The organism is Amnibacterium kyonggiense (assembly GCF_004364555.1).
Classification (GTDB): domain Bacteria; phylum Actinomycetota; class Actinomycetes; order Actinomycetales; family Microbacteriaceae; genus Amnibacterium; species Amnibacterium kyonggiense.
In genome coordinates, this window is record NZ_SOAM01000003.1 from 183,788 (window position 1) to 207,573 (window position 23,786).

Genomic DNA, 23,786 nt, shown 5'->3' on the forward strand with positions numbered 1-23,786 from the left:
CAGGCTAGGGCGGGACGCCCGTCCGCGGACCGGGGCGCGCCGCCCCAGTCCGGGGGCGGCGCGCCGCTGCTCGGGACAGACTGGGCCCATGACGACGGAGCCGACGACCGCCCGGTGGAGCACTCGAGGACCGCGGCCGTGAGCGCCGGCATGGCGGTGTGGTCGGCGTCCTCGGTCGCGATCGACCTCGAGCCCGTCGGGACCGCGGAGGGCGAGCAGTTCGCCGGTGCGACGGATCTCGGCGACTTCGGCGACGGCTCGTTCGGCGTGTGGACGATCACCGAGGGCGTGTCGACGGACGTCGAAGCCGACGAGGTGTCGGTGATCCTCGCCGGCCGCGGCAGCGTCGAGGACCTCGACACGGGCGCGGTCGTGCAGCTGACCGCGGGCACGGTGCTCCGGCTCGCCGCCGGCGTCCGCACCCGCTGGACGATCACGGAGCCGATCCGGAAGGTCTACGTCGTCCGCTGACCCCGACCCCGATCTCGACCCGCCCCGCCGGCGACCAGCGGAACCGGTCAGACGGTGACGACCTCCGGCGTGCCGGTCGCGGCGCCGGGACCCATCTCGTCGGCGATGCGGTTCGCCTCCTCGATCAGCGTCGCGACGATCTCGGACTCGGGCACCGTCTTGATGACCTCGCCCTTCACGAAGATCTGCCCCTTGCCGTTACCGGAGGCGACGCCGAGGTCCGCCTCGCGCGCCTCGCCGGGCCCGTTGACGACGCAGCCCATGACCGCGACGCGCAGCGGGACGCTCATCCCCTGGAGGCCCTCGGTGACGTTCTCGGCGAGCGAGTAGACGTCCACCTGCGCGCGGCCGCAGGACGGGCACGACACGATCTCGAGCTTGCGCTCCCGGAGGTTCAGCGACTGCAGGATCTGCAGCCCGACCTTGACCTCCTCGACCGGCGGCGCCGACAGCGAGACGCGGATCGTGTCGCCGATCCCCTCCGACAGGAGGATGCCGAACGCGGTCGCCGACTTGATCGTGCCCTGGAACGCCGGACCGGCCTCGGTCACGCCGAGGTGCAGCGGCCAGTCGCCGCGCTCGGCGAGCAGCCGGTAGGCCTTCACCATCACGATCGGGTCGTTGTGCTTCACCGAGATCTTGAAGTCGTGGAAGTCGTGCTCCTCGAAGAGGCTCGCCTCCCACACCGCGCTCTCGACGAGCGCCTCCGGGGTCGCCTTCCCGTACTTCTCGAGGAGCCGCGGGTCGAGCGAGCCGGCGTTCACGCCGATGCGGATCGAGACCCCGGCTGCCTTGGCGCGCTCGGCGATCTGCTTCACCTGGTCGTCGAACTTGCGGATGTTGCCCGGGTTCACGCGCACCGCGGCGCAGCCGGCGTCGATCGCCGCGTACACGTAGTTCGGCTGGAAGTGGATGTCCGCGATGACGGGGATCTGGCTCTTCTTGGCGATGATCGGCAGCGCCTCCGCGTCGTCCCGCGACGGGACGGCGACGCGGACGATGTCGCAGCCCGACGCGGTGAGCTCCGCGATCTGCTGCAGCGTCGCGTTGATGTTCGGCGTCGGGGTCGTCGTCATGGACTGGACGCTGACCGGGGCGTCGCCGCCGACCAGCACCTTGCCGACCTTGATCTGGCGGGACTTCCGCCGCGGCGCGAGCACCTCGGGAGCGGGCTTCGGCATGCCGATGTTGAGTGCGGGCACGGCACCTCCTTGCAGTCCGCCAGGCTACGCGGCCCGGGTGAACGAGCTGCGCAGCGGCTCAGAGGATCGAGATGGGGTGGACGATGTCCGCGTAGATGAGCAGCAGGCTCATCCCGCCCAGGAGGATCGCGACCGCGAACGTGAGCGGCATCAGCTTCGCGGTGTCGACGGGCCCCGGGTCACGGCGGCCGAGCAGCCGCGCGACGCCGCGGCGCAGGCCCTCCCACAGCGCGCCGATCACGTGCCCGCCGTCGAGCGGCAGCAGCGGCACGAGGTTGAACACGAACAGCGCGATGTTGAGGCTGCCGAGGATGCCGACGAGGCTCGCGATCTTCGACGTGATCGTGATCTGCGGGCTCGCGGCGATCTCGCCGGCGACGCGGCCCACGCCGACGACGCTGATCGGCCCGTTCGGGTCCCGCTCGCCCGTGCCGAACGCCGCCTGTGCGACGCCGACGAGCCGAGCGGGGAGGTTGACGATCACGCCGGCGACGGAGGTGACGTTGTTCCACACCGCGGGGACGACCGCGGTGACGGGCTGCTGCTGCAGCGCCTCCGTCGAGGTGATGCCGATGAAGCCGACGGTCCGCGTGCGGATCCTCCCGCCGGCGTCCTTCTGCACGACGCCGGCGTCGTTCGTCACCGGGATCGTGTTCGTCGCGGGGGTGATCGCGATGCGCTCGGTGCCGCCCGCCTTCGCCGCGACCGTGAGCTCGATCCGCTTCCCGGCCGACGTCCGGATGATCCCGGTCACGTCGTCCCACGTCTGCACGGGCCTGCCGTCGATCGCCGTGATGCGGTCGCCGGGCTTCAACGCGGTGCCGGCGGCGGGCGCGGCCTGATCGGACGGCGTGCAGGTGGTCCGCGTCTGCGTGGCCGGCACGATGCACTGCGAGATCGACGCGACGGTGGTCGTCGGCGTGAGCACGCCGAACCCCATGAGCAGGATGCCGGTGAAGAGCACCCCGAGGATCAGGTTGACCGTCGGCCCGCCGAGCATGATCACGACGCGCTTCCAGACCGCGAGGCGGTAGAAGGCGCGGTGCTCCTCCCCCGGCTGGATCTGGTCCTGGCTCGTGTCGCGCGCGTCCTGGACGAGCGTGTTGAAGAACCCGGTCGACGCGGTGCGGGCGCGGGACGGCGCCTCGACCTCCTCGACCGCGCCCTCGACGGCCTCGCCCACGGTGGCCGGGGGGCGCCCCTCGAACAGCCGCCCGCGCCTGCCCGCCTTCGCCGGCGGGAACATGCCGACCATCGAGATGTACCCGCCGAGCGGGATCGCCTTCAGGCCGTACTCGGTCTCGCCCCGGGTCCGCGACCACACGGTCCGGCCGAAGCCGATCATGTACTGCGTCACCCGGACGCCGAACAGCTTCGCGGGCACGAGGTGCCCGACCTCGTGCAGGCCGATGGAGAGGACCACGCCGACGGCGATCACGAGGACCCCGGCGAGGTACAGCAGGGGCTCGTTCACGGCGGACAGGGTACGTCCAGCGCCGATCAGGACGACGCGACCCGGCCGGTGCTCCCCATGAACCCGCTGAGCATCGCCGATGCGGGCGGGTCAGGCGGCGGCGATGACCCGGTCGGCGGCCTCCCGGGCGAGGCGGTCGGCCTCGAGTACCGCGTCGAGGTCGACCTCCCCCGCCGGCTCGGGCACCGCGGCGAGCGCCGCCTCGATGACGGGCACGATGTCGAGGAAGGCGAGCCGGCCCGCGTGGAACGCGTTCACGGCCTGCTCGTTCGCGGCGTTGAACACGGCCGGCCGGGTGCCGCCCGCCGCGCCGACGACCTTCGCGAGCGCGACGGCCGGGAACGCGTCCTCGTCGAGCGGTTCGAACGTCCACGACTGCGGGAGCGTCCAGTCGATCGGCGCCCCGACCCCCGGCACCCGGTGCGGCCAGTCGAGTCCGAGCGAGATCGGCAGCCGCATGTCCGGCGGCGACGCCTGCGCGATCGTCGCGCCGTCGACGAACTCGACCATCGAGTGCACGACCGATTGCGGGTGGACCACGACGTCGATCGCGGAGAACGGGACGTCGAACAGCAGGTGCGCCTCGATGACCTCGAGCCCCTTGTTCACGAGCGTCGCGGAGTTCGTGGTGACCATGAGGCCCATGTCCCAGGTGGGGTGCGCGAGCGCCTGCGCGGGCGTCACCGCCCTCAGCTCTTCCCTCCGCTTCCCGCGGAACGGGCCGCCCGAGGCGGTGACGACCAGCCGGCGGACCTCGCCGTGCGAGCCGGAGGCGAGGCACTGGGCGATCGCGGAGTGCTCGCTGTCGACCGGGACGACCCGGCCGGGCGCCATCATCGGCTTCACCACGGGGCCGCCGATGATCAGCGACTCCTTGTTGGCGAGCGCCAGCACCGCGTCCGTCTCGAGGGCGGCGATCGTCGGCCCGAGCCCCGCGGCGCCCGTGATGCCGTTGACCACCACGTCCGCCTCGACGTCGCGGACGAGCGCCTCCGCGTCCCGGCTCCCCTGCGCCAGCGCACGGACGCCGAAGCGCTCGGCCTGCTCGTCGAGCAGCGCGCGGTTCCGTCCCGCGGCGAGTCCGACGACCTCGAACCGGTCCGGGTTCGCGGCGACGACGTCGAGGGTCTGCGTGCCGATCGAGCCCGTCGACCCGAGCAGCAGCACGCGGCGGCGACCGCGCGACCCGGCGCTCACGGCTGCACCGGCGCGTGGTGGACGGGGAAGTTCACGGAGTTCGCGATGAAGCAGAGCCGGTTCGCCTCCGCGTGGAGGGAGTCGGCGAGCTCCCTCTGCGACTCGTCCGCCAGGACCACGCGCGGGTGCAGGTCGACCCGGGTGAAGTGCCCGGCGTCGTCGTCGGTCACGACCATCGAGCCCGTCGCCTCGACGGTGTAGCCCGTCACGACGACCCCGTGCTTGACGGCGACGTGCAGGTAGGACAGCAGGTGGCACTCGCTGAGGGCGGCGAGGAGCAGCTCCTCCGGGTTCCACCGGTCGGCGTCGCCGCGGAAGGGGCGGTCCGCGCTCGCGAGGAGGTCGGGCTTGCCGCCGATCCGCAGCACGACGTTCCGGCCGTAGTCGCGGTACCCGCTCGTGCCGGAGCCGGCGTTCCCGGTCCATTCCGCGCTCAGCGCGTACGCGTGCTGCGATGCCACCCGTCGAGCGTAGGTCAGCGCTGCCGCAGGGTCGGCGGCGCCGGGTTCGGGAGGTCCCAGAGGCGGCGCGGTCCATCGATCGCGCCGAAGTCCTCCAGCTTCACCCGCACCCGCTCGGGCCCGACCTCGACGATGCGGACCGGCTGCACCGAGCCGTCCTCGGTCTCGAGCTCCCAGCGCTCGGCGAGGTAGCCGAGGCCGAGCTCCTCGAGCGCCGCCTCCGCCTCGGCGAGGTCGGTCGTGCCCGTCACGCGGCGGCCGAGCCGGTCGAGCGCGACCCACCCGTCGCCGTGCCGCTCGATCCGGCCGAGCAGCTCGCCGTCGTCCCTGATGTGGTCCACGACCCCATCGTGGACCGTCAGCCGCGGGAGTCGGCGAGGATGTCGATGACGAACACCATGGTGTCGGTGCCCTTGATCGTCCCGTCCTGGCTGCCGGTCGTGCCGTAGCCGTCCTTCGGCGGGATGATCGCGACCACCTGCGAGCCGACCTTCTGCCCGACGAGCGCGTCGCCGAAGCCCTTCACGACCTGCGTCGTGGCGAACGTGGTCGGGCTCTTGCCCCACGACTGGTCGAAGATCTCGCCCGTCCGCCACAGCACACCCTGGTACTGCACGGTCACGGAGTCGCCGCTCTTCACCGTCTGCCCGGTGCCGACCTTGCTCGCCGCGATCTTCAGCTCCTTCGGCGGATCGGTCGCGGGGATCTTCACGGTCGGCGCGCCGTTCGCGGCGAGGGTCACCTTCGGGAATCCGGACGGCAGCGCCTTCGCGGCGCCGGTCGCCTTCGTCGGCGAGTGGCCGTAGATCTTCGCGACGAACACGATCGAGTCGCCGCCGGCGACCCCGATCTGCTCCGAGCCCGCGGTGCCGAAGGCCTTCGACGCCGGGATGACGGTCGCGACGAGGTCGCCCTCCTTCGCGCAGACGACCGCCTCCGCGAAGCCCGGGAGCACCTGCGCCCCGTCGACGGGGAAGACCTGCCTGCTGCTCGAGGACCAGCCGCGGCTGTCGATCTCCTTGCCGCTCTTCGCGTCGTACATGGAGTAGGCGAGCGTGACGCTGTCGCCCTGCTTCGCCTCCGCGCCGCTGCCGGACTCGATCGTCGAGCGCTGCGTCGACGACACCGTGGTCGGCGTCGGGAAGGTCACCTTCGGCGCACCGCTCTTCGACGCCGTCACCTTCACGGCGTCGGAAGCGGACCCCGAGGCCGGGCACGCGAGCGGCGCGGTCGACGTCGCCGTCGACGCGGAGGCCGACGACGAGGGCGACGGGGACGCCTTCGGCGCGGCCGTCGAGCAGCCGGCGAGGAGGGCGATGCCGCTCATCGCCACGAGAGCGGGCAGGATCCGACGCGGAAGGTGCACCGGAGCATCCTCAGGCATCCCGGGACCCCTCGAGTGCGGGACACCCGAGTTCTTAGACTGTGCCCGTGACATCCGTACTGCCCTCGCCCACCGCCGACGACGCCTTCACCGGGCGGAGGATCGTGACGGAGGTGCCCGGACCGCGATCGCTCGCGCTGCACGAGCGCCGACTCGCCGCGGTGCCCGTCGGCGTCTCGAGCACGCTGCCCGTCTACATCACGCGCGCGCACGGCGCCGTGATCGAGGACGTCGACGGCAACCGCTTCCTCGACCTCGGTGCCGGCATCGGCGTGACGACGATCGGCCACACGGACGACGCCGTGGTGGCGGCGGCGAAGGCGCAGCTCGGCGACTTCCTCCACACGCTCTTCACGATCACGCCCTACGAGTCGTACGTGCAGGTCGCGGAGCTCGTCGCGGCGCGCACGCCCGGCGACTTCGCGAAGAAGACCGTCCTGGTCAACTCCGGCGCCGAGGCGGTCGAGAACGGCGTGAAGATCGCCCGCAAGGCCACCCGCCGCCGCGGCGTGGCCGTGCTCGAGCACGGGTACCACGGCCGCACGAGCCTCACGATGGCGATGAACTACAAGGCGATGCCGTACGGCGCCGGCTTCGGGCCCTTCCCCGGCGACGTCTACCACGCGCCCAGCTCCTACCCCTTCCGCGACGGCCTCACCGGCGAGGAGGCGGCCGCCCGCACGATCGGGTACCTGGAGAAGCACGTCGGCGCCGAGGACCTGGCGATCCTGGTCGTCGAGCCGATCCAGGGCGAGGGCGGGTTCCACACCCCCGCGGACGGCTACCTCGCCGCGCTGCAGCGCTGGGCGAACGCGAACGGCGTCGTCATCGCCGCGGACGAGATCCAGAGCGGCATGGGCCGCACGGGCGCCTGGTTCGCGAGCGAGCACTTCGGCTTCGTGCCGGACCTCGTGTTCTTCGCGAAGGGCATCGCGGGCGGTCTGCCCCTCGCCGGCGTCACCGGGCGCGCGGAGATCATGGACGCGGCACAGCCCGGCGGCCTGGGCGGCACCTTCGGCGGCAACCCGGTCGCGGCCGCCGCGGCGGTCGCGGTGATCGAGCAGATCGAGCAGCAGGGCCTGCTGGCCGCGGGCCGCCGCATCGAGGCGCACCTCCGCCCGGCGCTCGAGGGGCTCGCCGAGGAGTTCGACGTGATCGGCGACGTGCGCGGTCGCGGCGCGATGCTGGCGATCGAGCTCGTCGAGTCCGGCACCCGGGACACCACGAAGGTGCCGAACGCCGCCGCCGTCAAGCGCATCGCCGACTACGCCGCGCAGCACGGCGTGCTGATCCTCACCGCCGGCACGTGGGGCAACGTCATCCGCTTCCTGCCGAGCCTCGTCATCACGGACGAGCAGCTCGACGACGCGGTGTCCGTGCTGCGGGAGGCCCTCGCGCAGCTCTGACGCACGCGCCCGGAGCACGTCAGCAGGAACCCGCGAGCACGTCAGCAGGAACCAGGCGCTTCAGCAGGAAGGATCGTGCGATTCCTTCCTGCTGAGGGACGCGCTTCCTGCTGATGTGCTCCCTCGCCGACCGGGCGGATCAACGCGGAAGGCGGACGCGGTGAGGCGCCGCCTCGGGCGGCAGGAGGACCGCGTCGTCCGGTTGGCCGACGGGCGGCAGCACCGGCGCCGCACCGAGGAGCGTGCGGACCTCGGCGGCGCCGCAGCCGTCCACCACGACGGCTGCGGTCCGCCGCAGCGCGCCGAGCGCCCGCCACGCCGTCTGCCAGTCCGCCGGGGAGCCGATCACGGCCGACCGCGGGCCCGGCTCGACGTCGGGATCGACGTCCTGCGCGTCGAGCACCGCCCGGCCGGCGGCGGCGAGCTGCGCGGCGCGCAGCTTCGGCCTCGCCGACACGACGACGACCGGCCCGTCGGGCAGCGGCGGCGGGACGGCCACGGGTGCCGCCGGCACGACCGGCGCGAGCGCCAGCTGCACGCGGGCCCCGCCGCACCAGCCGCGGCCCGGACCGAGTCGGGACGTCCAGGTGCTGCGCGCACCGCCGAGCGCGAGGTGGTCGTCGAGCCCGAGCGCGAGCAGCACCGTCTCGTCGAAGAGCCCCGTCACCGCCCGGAGGGGCAGCCCGGCCCAGGCGGACGGGCCGCGGGCCGTGACGACCGTCGGTGCGGCCGCCGGGTCGCGGAGGCGGGCGGCGAGGCGCTCGATCGCCGCGGAGCGATGCGCGTCGCCGAGCCGGTCGAGCAGGTGGTCGAGGTCGTCGACGAGCAGCGGCTCGCCCGACCGCTCGAGCCGGTCCCAGAGCTCGGCGGGGTCCGCGGCGACCGGCGCGGCCGCGAGCCCGGTCGCCGCCGCCGCGAGGGCGGTCGTGCGGCCGGACCCCGGGTCCCCCACGACGAGCAGGCGCGGCTGCGCGACGGGATCCCAGGCGAGCACCGGCTGGCGCTGCTCCTCCGGCAGGTCGGTCAGTCCGAGCGCCACGAGCGGCGCGGGCGGCGTCGGCAGCGCCGCGAGCGGCACCCGCGCCGGCAGCGGCGGCAGCCACGGCGCGGCCGCCCGCCGCTCCGGTGCGACGGCCGCCGCGGCGGCGACGGCTCGGCGGACGACCGCGTCCTGCACCCCGGCGACCCGGACCCGGACGGGCCGGTCGGTCACGAGGACCGCGCCGCCGATCGGCTCCCGCCCGAGGTGCGCGGCGGCGTCCGTGCCCACGAGCGCGCGGCTGTCCGCCGGGTCGTGCACGCGGAGGGAGATCCGGATCGGGCAGTTCGCGAGCACGTCGTCGCGGACGCTGCCCGCGGGCCGCTGGGTGCAGAGCACGAGGTGGACGCCGAGCGACCGGCCCCGCGCGGCGAGATCCGCGAAGAGCGCGGCGAGGTCCGGCGCCCGGTCGACGAGCGCGCGGTACTCGTCGACCACGACGACGAGCCGCGGCAGCCCGGTCGCGCTCACGTCCTGGGCGCCCGCATCGCGGACCGCCCGCTCCCGGCGCCGGAGCTCGGCGCCGAGGCTCGCGACCGCGCGCTCCGCCTCCTCCGCGTCCAGGTCCGTGACGACGCCCGCGACGTGCGGGAGGTGAGCGAGCGGATCGAAGGTCGCGCCGCCCTTGCAGTCGACGAGCAGCAGGACGAGCCGCTCGGGCGGGTGCGCGGCCGCGAGCGCCAGGATCCAGGCGGTGAGCAGTGCGCTCTTGCCGCTCCCCGTCGTCCCGCCGACCGCCGCGTGCGGCCCGTCGGCGACGAGGTCGAGGTCGATCGGACCGTCGGGGCCGAGCAGGAAGCGGGCAGCGAGCCCGCCGGTCGCGGGCTCCGCGAGCAGGTCGCCGAGCGACGCCTCGCCGCCCCGGTCGACGGCCGTGGCGTGCGCCTCCCGGGTCAGGAGGGCGGGCCGGAACGCCCTGCCGGCGAGTCCCTCGGCCGGTCCGCTGGCGTGGACCACCCGCCCGGTGGCGTCGGCGGCGAGCTCGACGACGAGGTCGGCGCCGGCGCCGGCGGTCGACGCGAGCACGGCCGCTCCGGTCGCGCTGCCGGCGCCGCGGAGGCGCGCCACGCCCACTGCCCGCGCGAAGGCGTCGGCGAGCGGCGCGGGTCCCGCGACGGCGACGCCCGTGCCGGACGGGACGGTGAAGGGCGCATCGGGCAGCACGGCACCGGCCGCGAGCAGCGCCCGGCCGCGTTCGTCCACGGCGACGCCCGCGACCATCGGCGGACACGGGTCGTCGGCGGTGCCGAGCACGAGGCGCCCGGACGGCGGCCGGCCCGCCCACGCGGCCGGATCGGCCGCGAGCACCGCGGGCGACGGGTGCTCCGCGTGCGCTGCGACCACGGCGGCGGCGCGGCGCACCGCGAGCTCGCGCTCCACCTCCCCGAGCGCAGCCGCCTGCGCGCCGTCGTCGCGCCGCCGGCGCCGACGCAGCTGGAGTCGGCCGTCGAGGACCGCCGCGATCGCGAGCACCGGGCTGAAGACCGCGAGCAGCAGGACCGTCGGCGTCCCGAGCACCACGAACAGGCCGACGGCGAGCACGACGGGCGCGATCACCCCGACGACGGGGAACGGCGGCGGATCGGGCGGCGCGGGCCTCGCCGGCAGCGCGAGTCGGTCGGTCACCCGGGCAGGGTGCCGCCTCCCCGCCCCCGCCGCACGCGACCGGCCTGTGGAGGGACGGCGCACCGGCCCTGCCCCCGGCTCCGCGGAAGCGGTGCGCATCCGGGAGGGATCAGGAGCGGGCGGGCTCCAGCTCGACGACGTCGACGACCACGACGGTCACGTTGTCCCGGCCGCCGGCCTCGAGCGCCTCGCGGACGAGGGCCTGCGCGGTCGCCTCGGCGGGCGACCCGGCGGAGACGAGGGCCTGGATCCGCTCCTCGCCCACCTCCTTCGTCAGCCCGTCGGAGCAGGCGAGCATCCGCACGCCCGGCTCGACCGGCAGCATCCAGTAGTCGGGCATGGGCGGCTCGTTGAACCCGACCGCTCGGGTGATGACGTTGCTGTCCGGGTGCGTCTCCGCCTGGCTGCGCGTGATCGCACCGGCGTCCACGAGCTCCTGCACCACGGAGTGGTCGACGGTGACCTGCTCGAACTCGCCCTCGAACCAGCGGTACACCCGGGAGTCGCCGACGTTGAACACGGCGAAGTAGGGGTCGTCGCCGGACACCGTGAGCGCGACGCCGGTGACCGTGGTGCCCGCGCCGGTCAGCGCCGTCCCGTCGAGGTGCGCGATGTCGTGGGAGGCCTGCGCGAGCGCGAGCCCGATCGCCGCCGGGGTCACGAAGCCGTCCTTCGCGGCCGTCTGCAGCCGGTTCACCACGGCGTCGCTGGCCAGGTCGCCGGCAGCGTGACCGCCCATGCCGTCCGCGACGGCGAAGATCGGCGGGACGGCGATGTAGCTGTCCTCGTTCATCTGCCGGCGGTGGCCGACGTCGGTCGCGACGCCCCAGGAGAGGACCACCGCACCCGCGCCCTCGGGCAGCGCGATGCGGCGAGGGCCGCTGCTCGTTCCGATCTCCGTCACCGTGCGGCCTGCTCCTTCGCGGTCGGCCGCGACGTTCGGCCGGTCAGCGGTAGGCGAGTATCTCGATGACGTTCCCGTCACCGATGTCGATGAGCGTACCCGGAACGACCGCCAGGGACTCGCCCGACTCGAGGCGGCGCACGCCCGTGCCCGGCTGGCGGACCACGGTGCCGTTCGTCGACTCCAGGTCGGTGAGCACGAGGCCCTGGTGCGTCGGCCGCAGCTCGATGTGCGTCGCGGACACCTCACGGCTCGGGCTGTCGACCCGCACGAGGCGCGGCAGGATGCCGCCGGTGATGCGCGGGCTGCGCGGCTGGCGCCCGACGTAGACGGGCGCGTCGACCCGCTCGGGCGCGCGGTCGCCGAGGCGGAACGCGGCCGCGATCTCGGTCTCCGGCGTCGGCGCCGTGGGCGGCGGCTCCCCGCGGTGGCGGCGGAGGGAGGCGGCGCGCCGCCCGAGGTCCCCGAGCACGTTCGTGTCGTGCGGGTCGAGGGAGGCCAATGGCGGCGCGGGGGGCTGCTGCACGGGCGTCGGCTGCGAGCGCGGCGGGGCGGCGGCCGTCTCGGCGGACCACCCGAGCCACGGCCCGAACACGACGCCGCCGTCGATCGGCAGGTCCCCCGGCTGCTGCGACAGGTCGCCCGGCGACCGCTGCAGCGGCCCGAGGGCGAACCGCTCGACCCCGGTCAGCTCGGCCACGTACCAGGGCTCGGAGCCGCGCGCGTCGACGCGGCGCACGCGACCACCGACCGACACGTCGGCGCAGCCGCCGCCGCGGACCACGAACGTGGTCGTGCGGCCGAGCGCCGCGATCGCGTAGGAGTCGACGACGGAGACGCCGCGCGCCGGGATGGCCGCGACGAGCGCGTCGAGGCCGAGCGTCTCGTCCGCGGCGATGCGCCAGAGGTTGCTCATCGTCGAGACGGTCGTGGCGGGCCCGAAGGCGCCGAGGAACCGATCCGTGACGAGCAGTCGCCAGTCGGCGCCGGGTCCGGGGACCTCTGCCGAGTAGAAGGCGCCTGCCACCACGTGAAGCCGTCCCCCATCACTGCCGTGCGTGCCGCCCGTCGGCCCCTCGGAACGGCGCCGCGACCGCGCGCTCAGGCTCCGATGTAGGACATGACGTGCTTCAGGCGAGTGTAGTCCTCGAAGCCGTAGGCCGAGAGGTCCTTGCCGTAGCCGGAGTGCTTGAAGCCGCCGTGCGGCATCTCCGCGACGATCGGGATGTGGGTGTTGATCCACACGCAGCCGAAGTCGAGCGCGCGTGACACCCGCATCGCCGTCCCGTGATCCGTCGTCCAGACCGAGGACGCGAGGCCGTACTGCACGTCGTTCGCCCACTCGATCGCCTGGGCCTCGTCGCGGAAGCGCTGCACGGTCTGCACCGGGCCGAAGATCTCCTGCTGCACGGCCTCGTCGTCCTGCCGCAGGTTCGACACGATCGTGGCGTCCCAGAAGTAGCCGGTGGCGCCGTGGCGGCGCCCGCCCGTCTCGACGCGCGCGTGGTCGGGCAGGCGGTCGACGAAGCCGGCCACGCGCGCGAACTGGTCGGCATTGTTCACCGGCCCGTACATCACGTCCTCGTCCGGCGCGCCGGTCGTCGCGTGCGTCCTCGCCTCCTCCGCGAGCGCCGCCACGAACTCGTCGTGGACGCCCTCCTGCACGAGGATGCGCGTCGCGGCGGTGCAGTCCTGCCCCGCGTTGAAGTACCCCGCGGCGACGATCCCGGCCGCGGCCGCCTCGAGGTCGGCGTCGTCGAAGACGATGACGGGCGCCTTGCCGCCCAGCTCGAGGTGGACGCGCTTCAGGTCGCCGGAGGCCGCCCTCGCGACCGCCATCCCGGCCCGGACCGACCCGGTGATCGAGATCATGGCGGGCGTGCGGTGGTCGACCATGGCGGCGCCGGTCTCGCGCCCGCCCGTGATCACGTTGAGCACGCCCGCTGGCAGGAACTCCGCGGCGACCTCCGCGAGCAGCAGGGTCGACGACGGCGTCGTCTCCGAGGGCTTCAGCACGATCGTGTTGCCGGCCGCGATCGCGGGGGCGAACTTCCACGTCGCCATGTTCAGCGGGTAGTTCCAGGGCGTGACCTGACCGATCACGCCGACCGGTTCGCGCCGGATGAAGGAGGTGTGGTCCTTCAGGTACTCGCCGGCGCTCAGCCCCTCGAGGTTGCGGGCCGCTCCCGCGAAGAACCGGATCTGGTCGACGGACGGGAGGATCTCGTCCTGCACCAGGCTGCCGAGCGGCTTGCCGGTGTCCCGCGACTCGAGCGCCGCGAACTCGTCGGCGCGCGCCTCCATCGCGTCGGCGATCCGGATCAGCGCGAGCTGCCGCTCGGACGGCGTCGCGTCGCGCCAGCCGCCGAAGGCCGCCTTCGCGGCGGCGAAGGCGACGTCCACCTGCTCCGGTCCGGAGTCGACCGAGGTGCCGTACACCTCCTCCGTCACCGGCGAGACGAGGTCGATCGTGCCCGGGCCGCCCTCCTGCAGCTCGCCGCCGATGAAGTTGCCGAGGGTCGCGGTTCCCGTCATGGGCACGAACCTAGTGCTCCGTCTCCGACCGCCGCGACGGCGGATTCCGTTGGTCGAGAGGGTTCGGAACGACGGATCCGGTGGCGGAATGCGCTCCGTCCTGCCAGACTCGACCGTCGTGACGTCCCGCGCACGCGACCGAGCCCTGCCCCTGCACCTCGACGACGTCTCGAAGGCGATCGTCGACCAGCTGCAGGAGGACGGGCGACGGTCGTACGCCGACATCGGCAAGCACGTCGGCCTCTCGGAGGCGGCGGTGCGGCAGCGCGTCCAGCGCCTCACCGAAGCGGGCGTGATGCAGATCGTCGCCGTCACCGACCCGATGCAGCTCGGCTTCACCCGCCAGGCGATGATCGGCGTCCGCGTCTCCGGGGACGTGCGGGAGGTCGCGGACCGCCTGGCTGAGATCTCCGCCGTCGACTACGTGGTCATGACGGCGGGCACCTTCGACCTGCTCGCCGAGGTCGTGTGCGAGAACGACGACGACCTCATCGAGCTGCTGAACGGCGAGATCCGGCGGACGCCGGGGGTGACGGCGACGGAGACGTTCGTCTACCTCCAGCTCCGCAAGCAGGCCTACCACTGGGGCGTCCGATGAGAGCCGCCCCGGTTCACGGATACGGAGATCCGCGGCGCGCAGCGTCCCGGATCTCCGTATCCGTGAACCCGTACGAGGAGGAGACACCATGACCGTCACCGACCAGCTCGTGCCGGATCCCGCGCCGGCGGTCGACGCCGACCTGCAGCGGAAGGCGAAGGACCACCTCTGGCTGCACTTCTCCCGCCAGAGCGCGATGGCGGAGCACGGCGTGCCCGTCATCGTGAAGGGCGAGGGCCACCACATCTGGGACGCCGCGGGCAAGCGCTACATCGACGGCCTGTCCGGGCTGTTCGTCGTCAACGCCGGGCACGGCCGCCGTCGGCTCGCGGAGGCGGCGGCGAAGCAGGCGGAGCAGCTCGCCTTCTTCCCCATCTGGTCCTACGCCCACCCGGCGGCGATCGAGCTCGCCGAACGGCTCGCGCTCGCGGCGCCCGGCGACCTGAACCGCGTGTTCTTCTCCACCGGCGGCGGCGAGGCGGTCGAGACCGCGTACAAGCTCGCGAAGCAGTACTTCAAGCTCATCGGCAAACCGAGCAAGTACAAGGTCATCTCGCGGCAGTACGCCTACCACGGCACCCCGCACGGCGCGCTCGCGATCACCGGACTGCCGGGCATGAAGGCGCCGTTCGAGCCGCTGCCCGCCGGCAGCTTCCGCGTGCCGAACACGAACTTCTACCGCGCGGAGGAGGCCGGCGGCCCGACCGACGACCTCGAGGCGTTCGGCCGCTGGGCCGCGGACCGCATCGAGCAGCAGATCCTGCTCGAGGGGCCGGAGACCGTCGCGGCCGTCTTCCTCGAGCCGGTGCAGAACTCCGGCGGCTGCTTCCCGCCCCCGCCCGGATACTTCCAGCGGGTGCGCGAGATCTGCGACCGGCACGACGTGCTGCTCGTGTCCGACGAGGTCATCTGCGCGTTCGGCCGGATCGGCTCGACCTTCGCGGCCGACGTCTTCGGCTACCGGCCGGACATGATCACGTGCGCGAAGGCGATGACCTCCGGCTACTCCCCCATCGGCGCGACGATCGTGTCGGAGCGGATCTACGAGCCGTTCTCGCACGGCTCGACGAGCTTCGCCCACGGCTACACGTTCGCCGGGCACCCGGTGTCCGCGGCGGTCGCGCTCGAGAACCTCGCGATCTTCGAGGAGGAGGGGCTGAACGAACGGGTCCGCGAGAAGAGCCCGCTGTTCCGCGCCGCGCTCGAGCGCCTGAAAGACCTCCCTATCGTCGGCGACGTGCGCGGCGACGGCTACTTCTTCGGCATCGAGCTCGTGAAGGACAAGGCGACGAAGGAGACCTTCGACGACGACGAGTCCGAGCGCCTGCTCCGAGGCTTCCTGTCCTCGGCGCTGTTCGACGCGGGCCTGTACTGCCGCGCCGACGACCGCGGCGACCCCGTCATCCAGCTCGCGCCGCCGCTCACGATCGGCGAGCGGGAGTTCGACGAGATCGAGTCGATCCTGCGCGGCGTCCTCACCGAGGCGTGGTCGCACCTGTGACGGACCCGAGGTCGGTCTCCTTCTGGCTCGACGACCTCGCGGCGACGGGGTTCGACGACCTCGCGCCCCGCGCGACCCTGCCCGGTGACGTCGCGGCGGACGTCTGCATCGTCGGAGCGGGCTTCACGGGGCTCTGGACCGCGGTGTCGGTGCTCGAGCGCGAGCCCGACGCCCGGGTCGTCGTCGTCGAGCGCGAGTTCGCCGGCTTCGGCGCGTCGGGCCGCAACGGCGGCTGGGTCTCCGCGCTCTTCCCGGTCGGCCCGGCCGAGCTGGCGCGCCGGCACGGCGACGCCGCCGCCCGGGCGATGTCGGCGGCGATGCTCGACACGGTGGCGGAGGTCGGCCGCGCCGCCGGCGCGCTCGGCATCGACTGCGACTACGACCGGCAGGGCACCTTCGCACTCGTCCGGTCCGGGCTCGCGGACCGCGCGGCGGCCGCGGAGCAGCGCGAGGCGGAGGAGGCCGGGCAGCCCGTGCCCGAGCGCCGCAGCGACCCCGCGCTCGGCGAGACGCTCTGGACCGAGGCGTGCGCGAGCGTCCACCCCGGGAAGCTCGTCCGCGGCCTCGCGCGTGCGGCGGAGGAGCGCGGCACCCGCGTCTTCGAGCGCACGCACGTGACCGGCCTGGAGCCCGGCCGGGTGACGACCACCGAGGGCACCGTCGTCGCCGACCGGGTCGTCGTGGCGACGGAGGCGTGGGGGTCGGAGCTGCCCGGCGTCGGCCGCCGGATCCTCCCGCTCTACTCGCTCGTGCTCGCCACGGAGCCGCTGCCCGGATCCGTCTGGGCCGCGATCGGCCTGCCCCGGGGCGCGACCGTCACCGACTTCCGCCACAACCTCGTCTACGGCCAGCGCACCGCCGACGACCGGCTCGTCTTCGGCGGCCGCGGCGCCCGCTACCACCTCGGCAGCGCGATCCGGCCGGCGTACGACCGGTCGGCCGTCGTGCACCGGCACCTCGAGCGCGAGCTCGCCGCGCTCTTCCCCGCGGCGGCCGGGGCGCGCGTCACGCACCGCTGGGGCGGCCCGCTCGGCGTACCGCGCGACTGGCACGCGTTCGTCTCACCGCTCGCGGGCGGACGGGTCGTGGTCGCGGGCGGCTACGTCGGCGACGGAGTCGCCACCGCGAACCTCGCGGGACGGACGGTCGCGGACCTGGTCACAGATCGCCGCACGCCCCTCACCGCGCTCCCGTGGGTCGGCAAGCGGCCGCCGCGGTGGGAGCCCGAACCGCTGCGGATGGCCGGGGTGAACGCGGTCATCGGCTCCCTGTCGGTGGCGGACGCGGAGGAGCGGCTGCTCGGGCGCCCGTCCCGCATCGCCGCGATCGCCGGGCGGCTCGGCCGCGAGTGAACCCGAGCGCTGTCGGCGCGCGCCCGTAGGCTTGCGGGGACGAAGGGGTCCCATCTGTCCTACACGACGTCCGTCCGCCGTCCGGAGCCCCAGCGGGCCCGGCGCCGCGTCACGCGACCCGATCTCGGCGTCCTCGGCGTCTTCGTCCTGATCGCGGTCGCCGTCGCGGCCTTCGGCAGCCTCGTGTCCGTCGCCGGCGTGGACGGCTGGTACGCCGACGCGCGGCACGTCACCTGGACGCCGCCCAACTGGGCGTTCGGCGTCGTCTGGAGCGTGCTCTACCTGCTCATGGCGGTGTCCGGCTGGCTGCTGTGGCTGCGCCGGGCCCGGGGGGCGCTCGGCCTCTACGTCACGCAGCTCGTCGTGAACGCGCTCTGGACGCCGGTGTTCTTCGGCGGCTATCCGCTGATCGGGACGACGGCGCTGTGGATCGGCGTCGCGATCATCGTGCTGCTCGACCTCCTCGTCACGGCCACGATCGCCACCGCCTGGCGCGTCTCCCGCCCGGCCGCGCTCCTGCTCGTCCCCTACCTCGCGTGGATCCTCTACGCGAGCACGCTGAACTGGGGCGACGCGGTGCTCAGCTCCCTGAACTGACCGGCGTTCCGCTCCTCCACAGCCCGGGATCCGGCGCTGCGGGCATGCGGCGCGGTGCCGCCGGCGGGCCCGACCGTACGGTCCCTGCGTGCTCCCCGCTCCCACTACCCTCCGGATGATGAACGCCGTGACCGGGCCCGACGGCCGCGCGCGCTGCGCCTGGGCGACCGGCGACCTGTACAGCGCGTACCACGACGACGAGTGGGGCGTCCCGCTCCACGGCGACCGCGCCCTCTACGAGAAGCTCACCCTGGAGGGGTTCCAGAGCGGCCTCTCGTGGATCGTGATCCTCCGCAAGCGACCCGCGTTCCGCGAGGCGTTCGTCGGCTTCGATCCGGCCGCCGTCGCCGCGTTCGGGGAGGACGACGTCGAGCGCCTGCTGCAGGACGCGGGCATCGTCCGGAACCGGAAGAAGATCGAGGCGGCGATCGACAACGCGAGGGCGGTGTCGGCGCTCGCCGACCGCGACGGCGAGGGCGCGCTCGACCGGCTGATCTGGTCGTTCCAGCCGGCGGCCGCGGCGGAGCACGTGCCGCCCGCGGACTACACGGACATCCCGGCGGCGACGAGCGCGTCGAAGGCGCTCGCGAAGGCCCTCAAGCGCGAGGGCCTCCGCTTCGTCGGGCCGACGACGATCTACGCCCTGATGCAGTCGGCCGGGGTCGTCGACGACCACGTGGCCGGCTGCTGGCGCGCCGAGCATCGCTGACGCCTCGCCCCACCCCGATCGAAGGCGGGCGTGATGCGACGAGGCGGGCGTGTTCGGACGCCCGTTTCGTCGCATCACGCCCGTCTTGCGGTCGTCCCGCCCCGCGCCGCCACGGGCGAGGCCGACCGCTCAGACGGCGGGCAGCCGCCCCAGGCCGTCCGCGATCGGGATAGCGGCGAGCAGGCGACGCGTGTAGGGGTGCTGCGGCGACGCCCAGACCTGCTCCGCCGGGCCCTGCTCGACGATCCGGCCCGCCTGCATGACCGCGATCCGGTCCGCGATCACCCGCACGACGGCGAGGTCGTGGCTGATGAAGAGCAGCGACGCGCCCCGCTCGAGCGCGACGCGGCGCATGAGCGCCGCGACGCGCGCCTGCAGGCTCGCGTCGAGGGAGGCGATCGGCTCGTCGCCGATGAGCAGGTCCGGACCCGCCGCCATCGCGCGAGCGATCGCCACGCGCTGGCGCTGGCCGCCGGAGAACTCGTGCGGATACCGCGACCCCGCCGACGCGTCGAGGCCGACGGAGTCGAGCAGCTCCGCGACCGTCGGCGCCCCGCCGCCGGCGACGCGGCGGCCGTCCTCGATCTGCGCGCCGACCCGGCGTCGGGGGTTCAGCGACGCGTACGGGTTCTGGAACACCATCTGGATGCGACGCAGCCGCGGGTCGCGCGGTCGGAGGCCGAGCTTCTCGACCGGCTCGCCGTCGAGCAGGATCCGTCCCCCGGCGAGAGGCTCGAGACCGCACACGGCGCGTGCGAGGGTCGACTTGCCGCAGCCGGACTCCCCGACGAGGCCGACGACCTCCCCGGCGCCGACCTCGAGGTCGACGGCGTCGACGGCGGTGAGGACGTTCCGGCCGGGCTGGCGGTACGTGACGGACGCCCCCTCGATCGACAGGCGCGCGGTCATGCCTCCCCCTCCCCCGTGCCGGGCGGCGGCGTGTGCGGCAGCGACTCCACCAGCTCCTTCGCGTACGCGGTCTGCGGGTCCGTGATGATCTGGAACCGGGAGCCGTGCTCGACGACCGAGCCGTTCCGCATGACCGCGACGGTGTCCGCGACCGCGGACATCACGCCGAGGTCGTGCGTGACGAGCAGCACCGCGAGCCCGAGGTCGTCCGTGAGCTCGCGGAGCAGCCGCAGCACGCCCGCCTGCACGGTCACGTCGAGCGCCGTCGTCGGCTCGTCGGCGATCAGCACCTTCGGCTCGCACGCGATGGCGATCGCGAACGCGATGCGCTGCAGCTGCCCGCCCGAGAACTGGTGCGGGTAGCGCTTCAGCGCCGCCTCCGGCGACGGCACCCGGACGCGCTCGAGCAGCTCGGCCGCCCGCGTCCTCGCCGCGGACCGCGACAGGTGCAGGTGGTGCCGCATGTGGTCGGTCAGCTGGGTGCCGACCGACAGCATCGGCTGGAGGCTCGCGGTCGGGTCCTGGAACACCATCGCGATCCGGCGGCCGCGCAGGCGGTTCATCGCCCCCGGGCGGAGGGCGAGGAGGTCGGGCACCCGCACCTCCCCGTCGTCGTAGGCGACCGTGCCGGAGACCTTCGCGCCGGCGGGCGCCAGGCCGATCACGGCGAGACCGGTCATGGTCTTCCCGGAGCCGGACTCGCCGGCGAGGCCGGTGACCTGCCCGGCGGGGACCTCGACGTCGACGCCGTCGAGGATGCGCCGGCCGCCGAGCTCGAGCGTGAGGCCGCGGATGTCGAGGCCGCTCATATCGACGACCCCTGCACGGCGCCGGCGGTGCGCGGGTCGAGCGCATCCCGGAGCGAGTCGCCGATCAGGTTGAACGCGACGACGACCGAGAAGATCGCGAGCCCCGGGAAGGTGGCGAGCCACCAGCTCGAGAACTGCGTCACGCCGTCCGCCACCATCGAGCCCCACTCCGGCGTCGGCGGCACGGCGCCGAGCCCGAGGAACGACAGCCCGGCGAGCAGCAGGATCTGATTGCCGAAATCGAGCATCGCGAGCACCAGCATGGGGGCGGACACGTTCGGCAGGACGTCCCGGCGGAGCGAGGTGAACGGACCGGCGCCGAGCAGGCGACCGGCCACGACGTACTCCTGCCCGCGTGCGCCGAGCACCAGGGACCGCATGACGCGGGCGTAGTTCGGCCACGACACGACGAGCAGCGCGACGACGGCGTTGAGGAGGCTGGGGCCGAGGGCCGCCGCGACGACCATCGCGAGGATGATCGTCGGGAACGCGAACACGAGGTCCGCGATGCGCATGATGACCTCGTCCACCGCGCCGCCGAGGTAGCCGGCGACCGCGCCGAGCACCGACCCGACGACGAGCGAACCGGCGACGAGCGCGACCGCGAGCGGCAGGGAGGAGCGGACGCCCCACAGCGTGCGCGACAGCACGTCGCGGCCGAGCGCGTCGGTGCCGAACGGGTGCGCGGCCGACGGTGCGCGGAAGGCGTCTCCGACGCTCTGCTGCAGGGGGTCCTGCAGGCCGAGCAGCGGGTCGAGGAGGGCAACGAGCACCCAGGCGAGGAGGACGACCGATCCGGCGATCGCGGCGGGGCGCCGCCAGGCGACCGGCACGCGCAGCGCGCGGCGTCGCGGGAGCTGCACGGCGGTCATCCGACGCGCACCCGGGGGTCGACGAACCCGTAGATCACGTCGATGACGAAGTTCACGGTGATGTAGACCAGCCCGACGATCAGCCCGACGCCCATGATCGAGGGCAGGTCGAGGGAGGTGGAGGCGCGGTAGGCGTACTGCCCGATGCCGCCCCAGGCGAAGACCTGCTCGGTCAGGACCGCGCCCGAGAGCAGCGAGCCGAACGCGAGGCCGACGATCGTGAGGATCGGCAGCAGCGCGCCGCGCAGCAGGTAGGCGGTGATGACGCGGTGCGCCGGGAGCCCCTTGGCGCGCGCGGCGCGGACGTGGTCCTGGTTCAGCACGTCGAGGATCGACGAGCGCGCGAACCGGACGAGCAGCCCGAGCGTGTACACCGCGAGGACGAGGCCGGGCAGCACGAGGTGCGCGAACGCGTCCGCGAAGACGTCCGGCTCGCCGGCGAGCAGGGCGTCGATCGTGAAGAACCCGGTCACGCGCGGCGGGGCGTCGTAGATCGCGCTGAGCCGTCCGGAGCCGGGCACCCAGTGGAGCACGAAGAAGAAGAGGAAGTACGCGGCGACCGCGAGCCAGAAGGTCGGCACCGAGATGCCGACGACGCTGACCGCGCGGATCAGCTGGTCGGAGAGCCGGTTGCGGCGCAGCGCCGCGACGAGCGCGAGGACGAGCCCGACGACGACGGCGATCACGATCGCGAAGATCGCGAGCTCGGCGGTCGCCGGGAACGCGTAGGCGAGGTCCTGCGTGACCGGGTTCCGCGTACCGATGGACGTGCCGAGGTTCCCCTGCAGCAGGTGCCCGAGGTACACGAAGTACTGCACGGGCAGGGGCTTGTCGAGGCCCTGCGCCGCCTTGTACGCGGCGACGATCTTCGGGTCGCCGGCGGCGCGCTCGCCGAGCGCGGCCGTCACGGGACTGGCCGGGACGAGGTTGGTCAGGACGAACGTGATGATCGTGACCCCGATGAGGAGCACGACCGACAGCCCGAGCCGGATCGCGATGTAGCGCACCAGCGGCGGCAACCGCCGCCCGGGCCGTGCGGCCTGGGCGGCGGTCTCCGCGCGCTCGTCGAGTGCGCTACTCGACCGTGGCGAGGTCAACCGTCCAGATCGCGTTCGGCACGTTGCCGGACACGCCGTTGGTCACCTGGTAGCGGGCGGCCTGGAGCAGCGGCACGAAGGCGCCGTCCGCGTTCGCGGCCTTCTGCCAGGCCTCGTAGGCCGAGGCGCGCGCGTCGCCCTGGGCGGCGATCGCCGCCTCCTTCGCCTTCGTGACCGACGGGGACATGTCCTTCGTCCAGCCGGCGCGGAGGCCGAGGCCCTCCCCGGGGCTGAAGGTCACGTAGTCGGAGGGGTCCGGGAAGTCCGGGCCCCAGTACATGAGCCCGGCCTGCAGCTTGCCGGCGCGGAACGAGTCGAGCAGCGTCGCGATCGGCAGGCCGTTCAGCTTGACCTTGACGCCCGCGGACTCGAGGTTCGACTGCACGGACTGCGCCATGTCGGCGAAGGAGACGCCGTCGAGCGTCGCGTCCGTCGGGTAGGACAGCGTGATCGTCTGGCCCTTGTAGCCGCTGCTCTGCAGGTCCGACTTCGCCGCGGCGGAGTCGGTCGTGTTGTTCTCGTCGCTCGCGAGTGAGCCGAGGAACTGCGACGGCACCATGCCGCCCGGCTGCGTGGAGCCGGTGCCGGCGATCGTCTGGAGCGACTTGTAGTCGATCGCGTGCCGGACGGCCTTGACGAAGTCGGGCTGGTTCGTGACGCCGCCGGAGACCGACGCGTTCTGGTTCAGCCACAGGTAGCCGAGGTTCGAGGACGTGAACTTCGCGACCTTGATGCTGCCGGACTCGAGCCCGGACACCTGCTGCGAGTTGAGGTTCAGCGCGAGCTGCGCCTGGTTGCCTTGCACGTCGGTCTTCTGCGAGGGACCGGTGACGTTGTTCAGCACGACCCGGCCGAAGGCCGGCTTGGTGCCGACGTACTTCGGGTTGAGCTTGAACACGACCTTGCTCGTCGCGTTGTACGAGGAGAGCTCGTACGGGCCGGAGCCCGCGGAGGTGCCGTTGAGGTACTGCTCCGCCGAATCGGTCTTGTCGGTCGTGCCGCCGTGCTGCTCGAGCGTCTTCTCGTCGAGCACGCCGAGCGACGGGTTCGGGAGGATGAACGGGAGCGCCGGGTTCGCGGCGGTGTCCGTGATCGTCATCGTCGTGTCCGACGTCTTCTCGATCGCGAAGGGCTTGCCCGTGGACAGGTTGGTGAGCAGGAACGACGGGTTGCCCGCGATGCCCTGGACGCGCTTGTAGGACCAGACGATGTCGTCGATCGTCACCGGATTACCGCTCGAGAAGACGTGCTTCCCGTTCAGCGTCAGCGTGATCGTCTTGTTGTCGTCGGACATCGTGTAGGTCGTCAGCTGCGGCACCGGCTTCGTGACGTCGCTGCCCTCGAAGGTCAGCGCGGTCTCGTAGAGGGCCTTGTCGACGATGGAGCCCGTGAGCTCGAAGGCGCGGGCCGGGTCGGAGGTCTTCAGGTCGAACGTGTTGTCGACGACCAGGGTCTTGCTGCTCGAGCTCTGCGTGCTGCCGCCGCCGGCGGAGCAGCCGCTCACGATCAGCGCGACCGCTGCTGCGGTCGCGGTCAGCGCGGCGAGCCGCGCGGGCAGGTGGTTCATTCGTCTCCTCGGTGGGCGGGCCCCCGGTTCCCCGGGCGCCCGTTCGGGAGCCGAACCTACGGGCTGCCCGTTTCAG

The 23,786-nt window shown here is 73.5% G+C and carries 22 protein-coding genes; 7 read left to right on the plus strand and 15 right to left on the minus strand.

Translation table 11 applies throughout. From position 1 onward, the window contains the following. Window positions 1-138 precede the first annotated feature (138 nt). Window positions 139-471 (plus strand): cupin domain-containing protein, encoded by a 333-nt coding sequence (locus CLV52_RS14035; protein WP_133766997.1) that lies wholly within the window; start codon window positions 139-141, stop codon window positions 469-471. Between the two features lie 47 nt (window positions 472-518). Here the strand turns inward: CLV52_RS14035 and ispG are convergent, their stop codons facing one another. From ispG to CLV52_RS14065, 6 genes are all read right to left on the minus strand, one after another. Further along, the gene (ispG, locus tag CLV52_RS14040; protein ID WP_133767424.1) at window positions 519-1,652 is read right to left on the minus strand and encodes a flavodoxin-dependent (E)-4-hydroxy-3-methylbut-2-enyl-diphosphate synthase; all 1,134 of its coding nucleotides are present in this window, start codon (window positions 1,650-1,652) and stop codon (window positions 519-521) included. Between the two features lie 79 nt (window positions 1,653-1,731). After that, entirely contained in the window at window positions 1,732-3,147 is a 1,416-nt protein-coding gene (locus CLV52_RS14045) for a M50 family metallopeptidase (RefSeq protein WP_133766998.1), read from the minus strand. Window positions 3,148-3,237: 90 nt separating this feature from the next. Beyond that, window positions 3,238-4,344 (minus strand): 1-deoxy-D-xylulose-5-phosphate reductoisomerase, encoded by a 1,107-nt coding sequence (locus tag CLV52_RS14050; RefSeq protein WP_133766999.1) that lies wholly within the window; start codon window positions 4,342-4,344, stop codon window positions 3,238-3,240. Further along, window positions 4,341-4,805 carry an OsmC family protein gene (locus CLV52_RS14055; RefSeq protein WP_133767000.1) on the minus strand — a complete coding sequence of 155 codons (465 nt, stop codon included), beginning with the start codon at window positions 4,803-4,805 and terminating at the stop codon, window positions 4,341-4,343. The genes CLV52_RS14050 and CLV52_RS14055 overlap by 4 nt, the downstream gene beginning before the upstream one ends. A gap of 14 nt (window positions 4,806-4,819) precedes the next feature. Next, window positions 4,820-5,146 (minus strand): hypothetical protein, encoded by a 327-nt coding sequence (locus CLV52_RS14060; protein ID WP_246018150.1) that lies wholly within the window; start codon window positions 5,144-5,146, stop codon window positions 4,820-4,822. 17 nt (window positions 5,147-5,163) lie between these two features. Beyond that, window positions 5,164-6,171, minus strand: a complete 1,008-nt coding sequence (locus tag CLV52_RS14065; RefSeq protein WP_162850860.1) for an FKBP-type peptidyl-prolyl cis-trans isomerase — start codon at window positions 6,169-6,171, stop codon at window positions 5,164-5,166. 65 nt (window positions 6,172-6,236) lie between these two features. On the opposite strand from CLV52_RS14065, the gene gabT reads away from it, so the two are divergent. Beyond that, complete coding sequence (gabT, locus tag CLV52_RS14070; protein ID WP_246018151.1) at window positions 6,237-7,595, plus strand: 4-aminobutyrate--2-oxoglutarate transaminase; 1,359 nt, start codon at window positions 6,237-6,239, stop codon at window positions 7,593-7,595. A 139-nt stretch (window positions 7,596-7,734) separates the two neighbouring features. Here the strand turns inward: gabT and CLV52_RS14075 are convergent, their stop codons facing one another. From CLV52_RS14075 to CLV52_RS14090, 4 genes are all read right to left on the minus strand, one after another. After that, window positions 7,735-10,260: an FtsK/SpoIIIE domain-containing protein gene (locus CLV52_RS14075; RefSeq protein ID WP_133767003.1), complete on the minus strand. Its 2,526-nt coding sequence runs from the start codon at window positions 10,258-10,260 to the stop codon at window positions 7,735-7,737. Between the two features lie 109 nt (window positions 10,261-10,369). Then, entirely contained in the window at window positions 10,370-11,164 is a 795-nt protein-coding gene (locus CLV52_RS14080) for a PP2C family protein-serine/threonine phosphatase (protein WP_133767004.1), read from the minus strand. 43 nt (window positions 11,165-11,207) lie between these two features. Continuing rightward, window positions 11,208-12,194 carry an FHA domain-containing protein gene (locus CLV52_RS14085; protein ID WP_133767005.1) on the minus strand — a complete coding sequence of 329 codons (987 nt, stop codon included), beginning with the start codon at window positions 12,192-12,194 and terminating at the stop codon, window positions 11,208-11,210. A gap of 71 nt (window positions 12,195-12,265) precedes the next feature. Then, on the minus strand, window positions 12,266-13,699 hold the full coding sequence (locus CLV52_RS14090; protein ID WP_133767006.1) for an aminobutyraldehyde dehydrogenase: 1,434 nt from the start codon (window positions 13,697-13,699) through the stop codon (window positions 12,266-12,268). A gap of 118 nt (window positions 13,700-13,817) precedes the next feature. On the opposite strand from CLV52_RS14090, the gene CLV52_RS14095 reads away from it, so the two are divergent. The 5 genes from CLV52_RS14095 (at window position 13,818) to CLV52_RS14115 (ending at window position 18,456) form a co-directional block, all read left to right on the plus strand. Further along, complete coding sequence (locus CLV52_RS14095; protein WP_425455701.1) at window positions 13,818-14,297, plus strand: Lrp/AsnC family transcriptional regulator; 480 nt, start codon at window positions 13,818-13,820, stop codon at window positions 14,295-14,297. Window positions 14,298-14,385: 88 nt separating this feature from the next. Further along, window positions 14,386-15,798, plus strand: coding sequence for an aspartate aminotransferase family protein (locus tag CLV52_RS14100; protein WP_133767008.1), 1,413 nt, complete (start codon window positions 14,386-14,388; stop codon window positions 15,796-15,798). Then, window positions 15,795-17,150, plus strand: coding sequence for an NAD(P)/FAD-dependent oxidoreductase (locus CLV52_RS14105; protein ID WP_133767009.1), 1,356 nt, complete (start codon window positions 15,795-15,797; stop codon window positions 17,148-17,150). Before CLV52_RS14100 ends, CLV52_RS14105 begins: the two co-directional genes overlap by 4 nt. Before the next feature lie 150 nt (window positions 17,151-17,300). After that, complete coding sequence (locus CLV52_RS14110; protein ID WP_281276094.1) at window positions 17,301-17,747, plus strand: TspO/MBR family protein; 447 nt, start codon at window positions 17,301-17,303, stop codon at window positions 17,745-17,747. 115 nt (window positions 17,748-17,862) lie between these two features. After that, window positions 17,863-18,456, plus strand: coding sequence for a DNA-3-methyladenine glycosylase I (locus CLV52_RS14115; protein ID WP_133767426.1), 594 nt, complete (start codon window positions 17,863-17,865; stop codon window positions 18,454-18,456). A gap of 129 nt (window positions 18,457-18,585) precedes the next feature. Here CLV52_RS14115 and CLV52_RS14120 read toward each other — a convergent pair whose 3' ends face one another. From CLV52_RS14120 to CLV52_RS14140, 5 genes are all read right to left on the minus strand, one after another. Next, window positions 18,586-19,365, minus strand: a complete 780-nt coding sequence (locus tag CLV52_RS14120; RefSeq protein ID WP_133767011.1) for an ABC transporter ATP-binding protein — start codon at window positions 19,363-19,365, stop codon at window positions 18,586-18,588. Then, window positions 19,362-20,174, minus strand: coding sequence for an ABC transporter ATP-binding protein (locus CLV52_RS14125; RefSeq protein WP_133767012.1), 813 nt, complete (start codon window positions 20,172-20,174; stop codon window positions 19,362-19,364). Before CLV52_RS14125 ends, CLV52_RS14120 begins: the two co-directional genes overlap by 4 nt. Continuing rightward, window positions 20,171-21,046 (minus strand): ABC transporter permease, encoded by an 876-nt coding sequence (locus CLV52_RS14130; protein WP_133767013.1) that lies wholly within the window; start codon window positions 21,044-21,046, stop codon window positions 20,171-20,173. Before CLV52_RS14130 ends, CLV52_RS14125 begins: the two co-directional genes overlap by 4 nt. Beyond that, window positions 21,043-22,053: an ABC transporter permease gene (locus tag CLV52_RS14135; RefSeq protein ID WP_246018153.1), complete on the minus strand. Its 1,011-nt coding sequence runs from the start codon at window positions 22,051-22,053 to the stop codon at window positions 21,043-21,045. Before CLV52_RS14135 ends, CLV52_RS14130 begins: the two co-directional genes overlap by 4 nt. Window positions 22,054-22,120: 67 nt before the next feature. After that, window positions 22,121-23,710 (minus strand): ABC transporter substrate-binding protein, encoded by a 1,590-nt coding sequence (locus CLV52_RS14140; RefSeq protein ID WP_133767015.1) that lies wholly within the window; start codon window positions 23,708-23,710, stop codon window positions 22,121-22,123. Window positions 23,711-23,786: the final 76 nt, after the last annotated feature.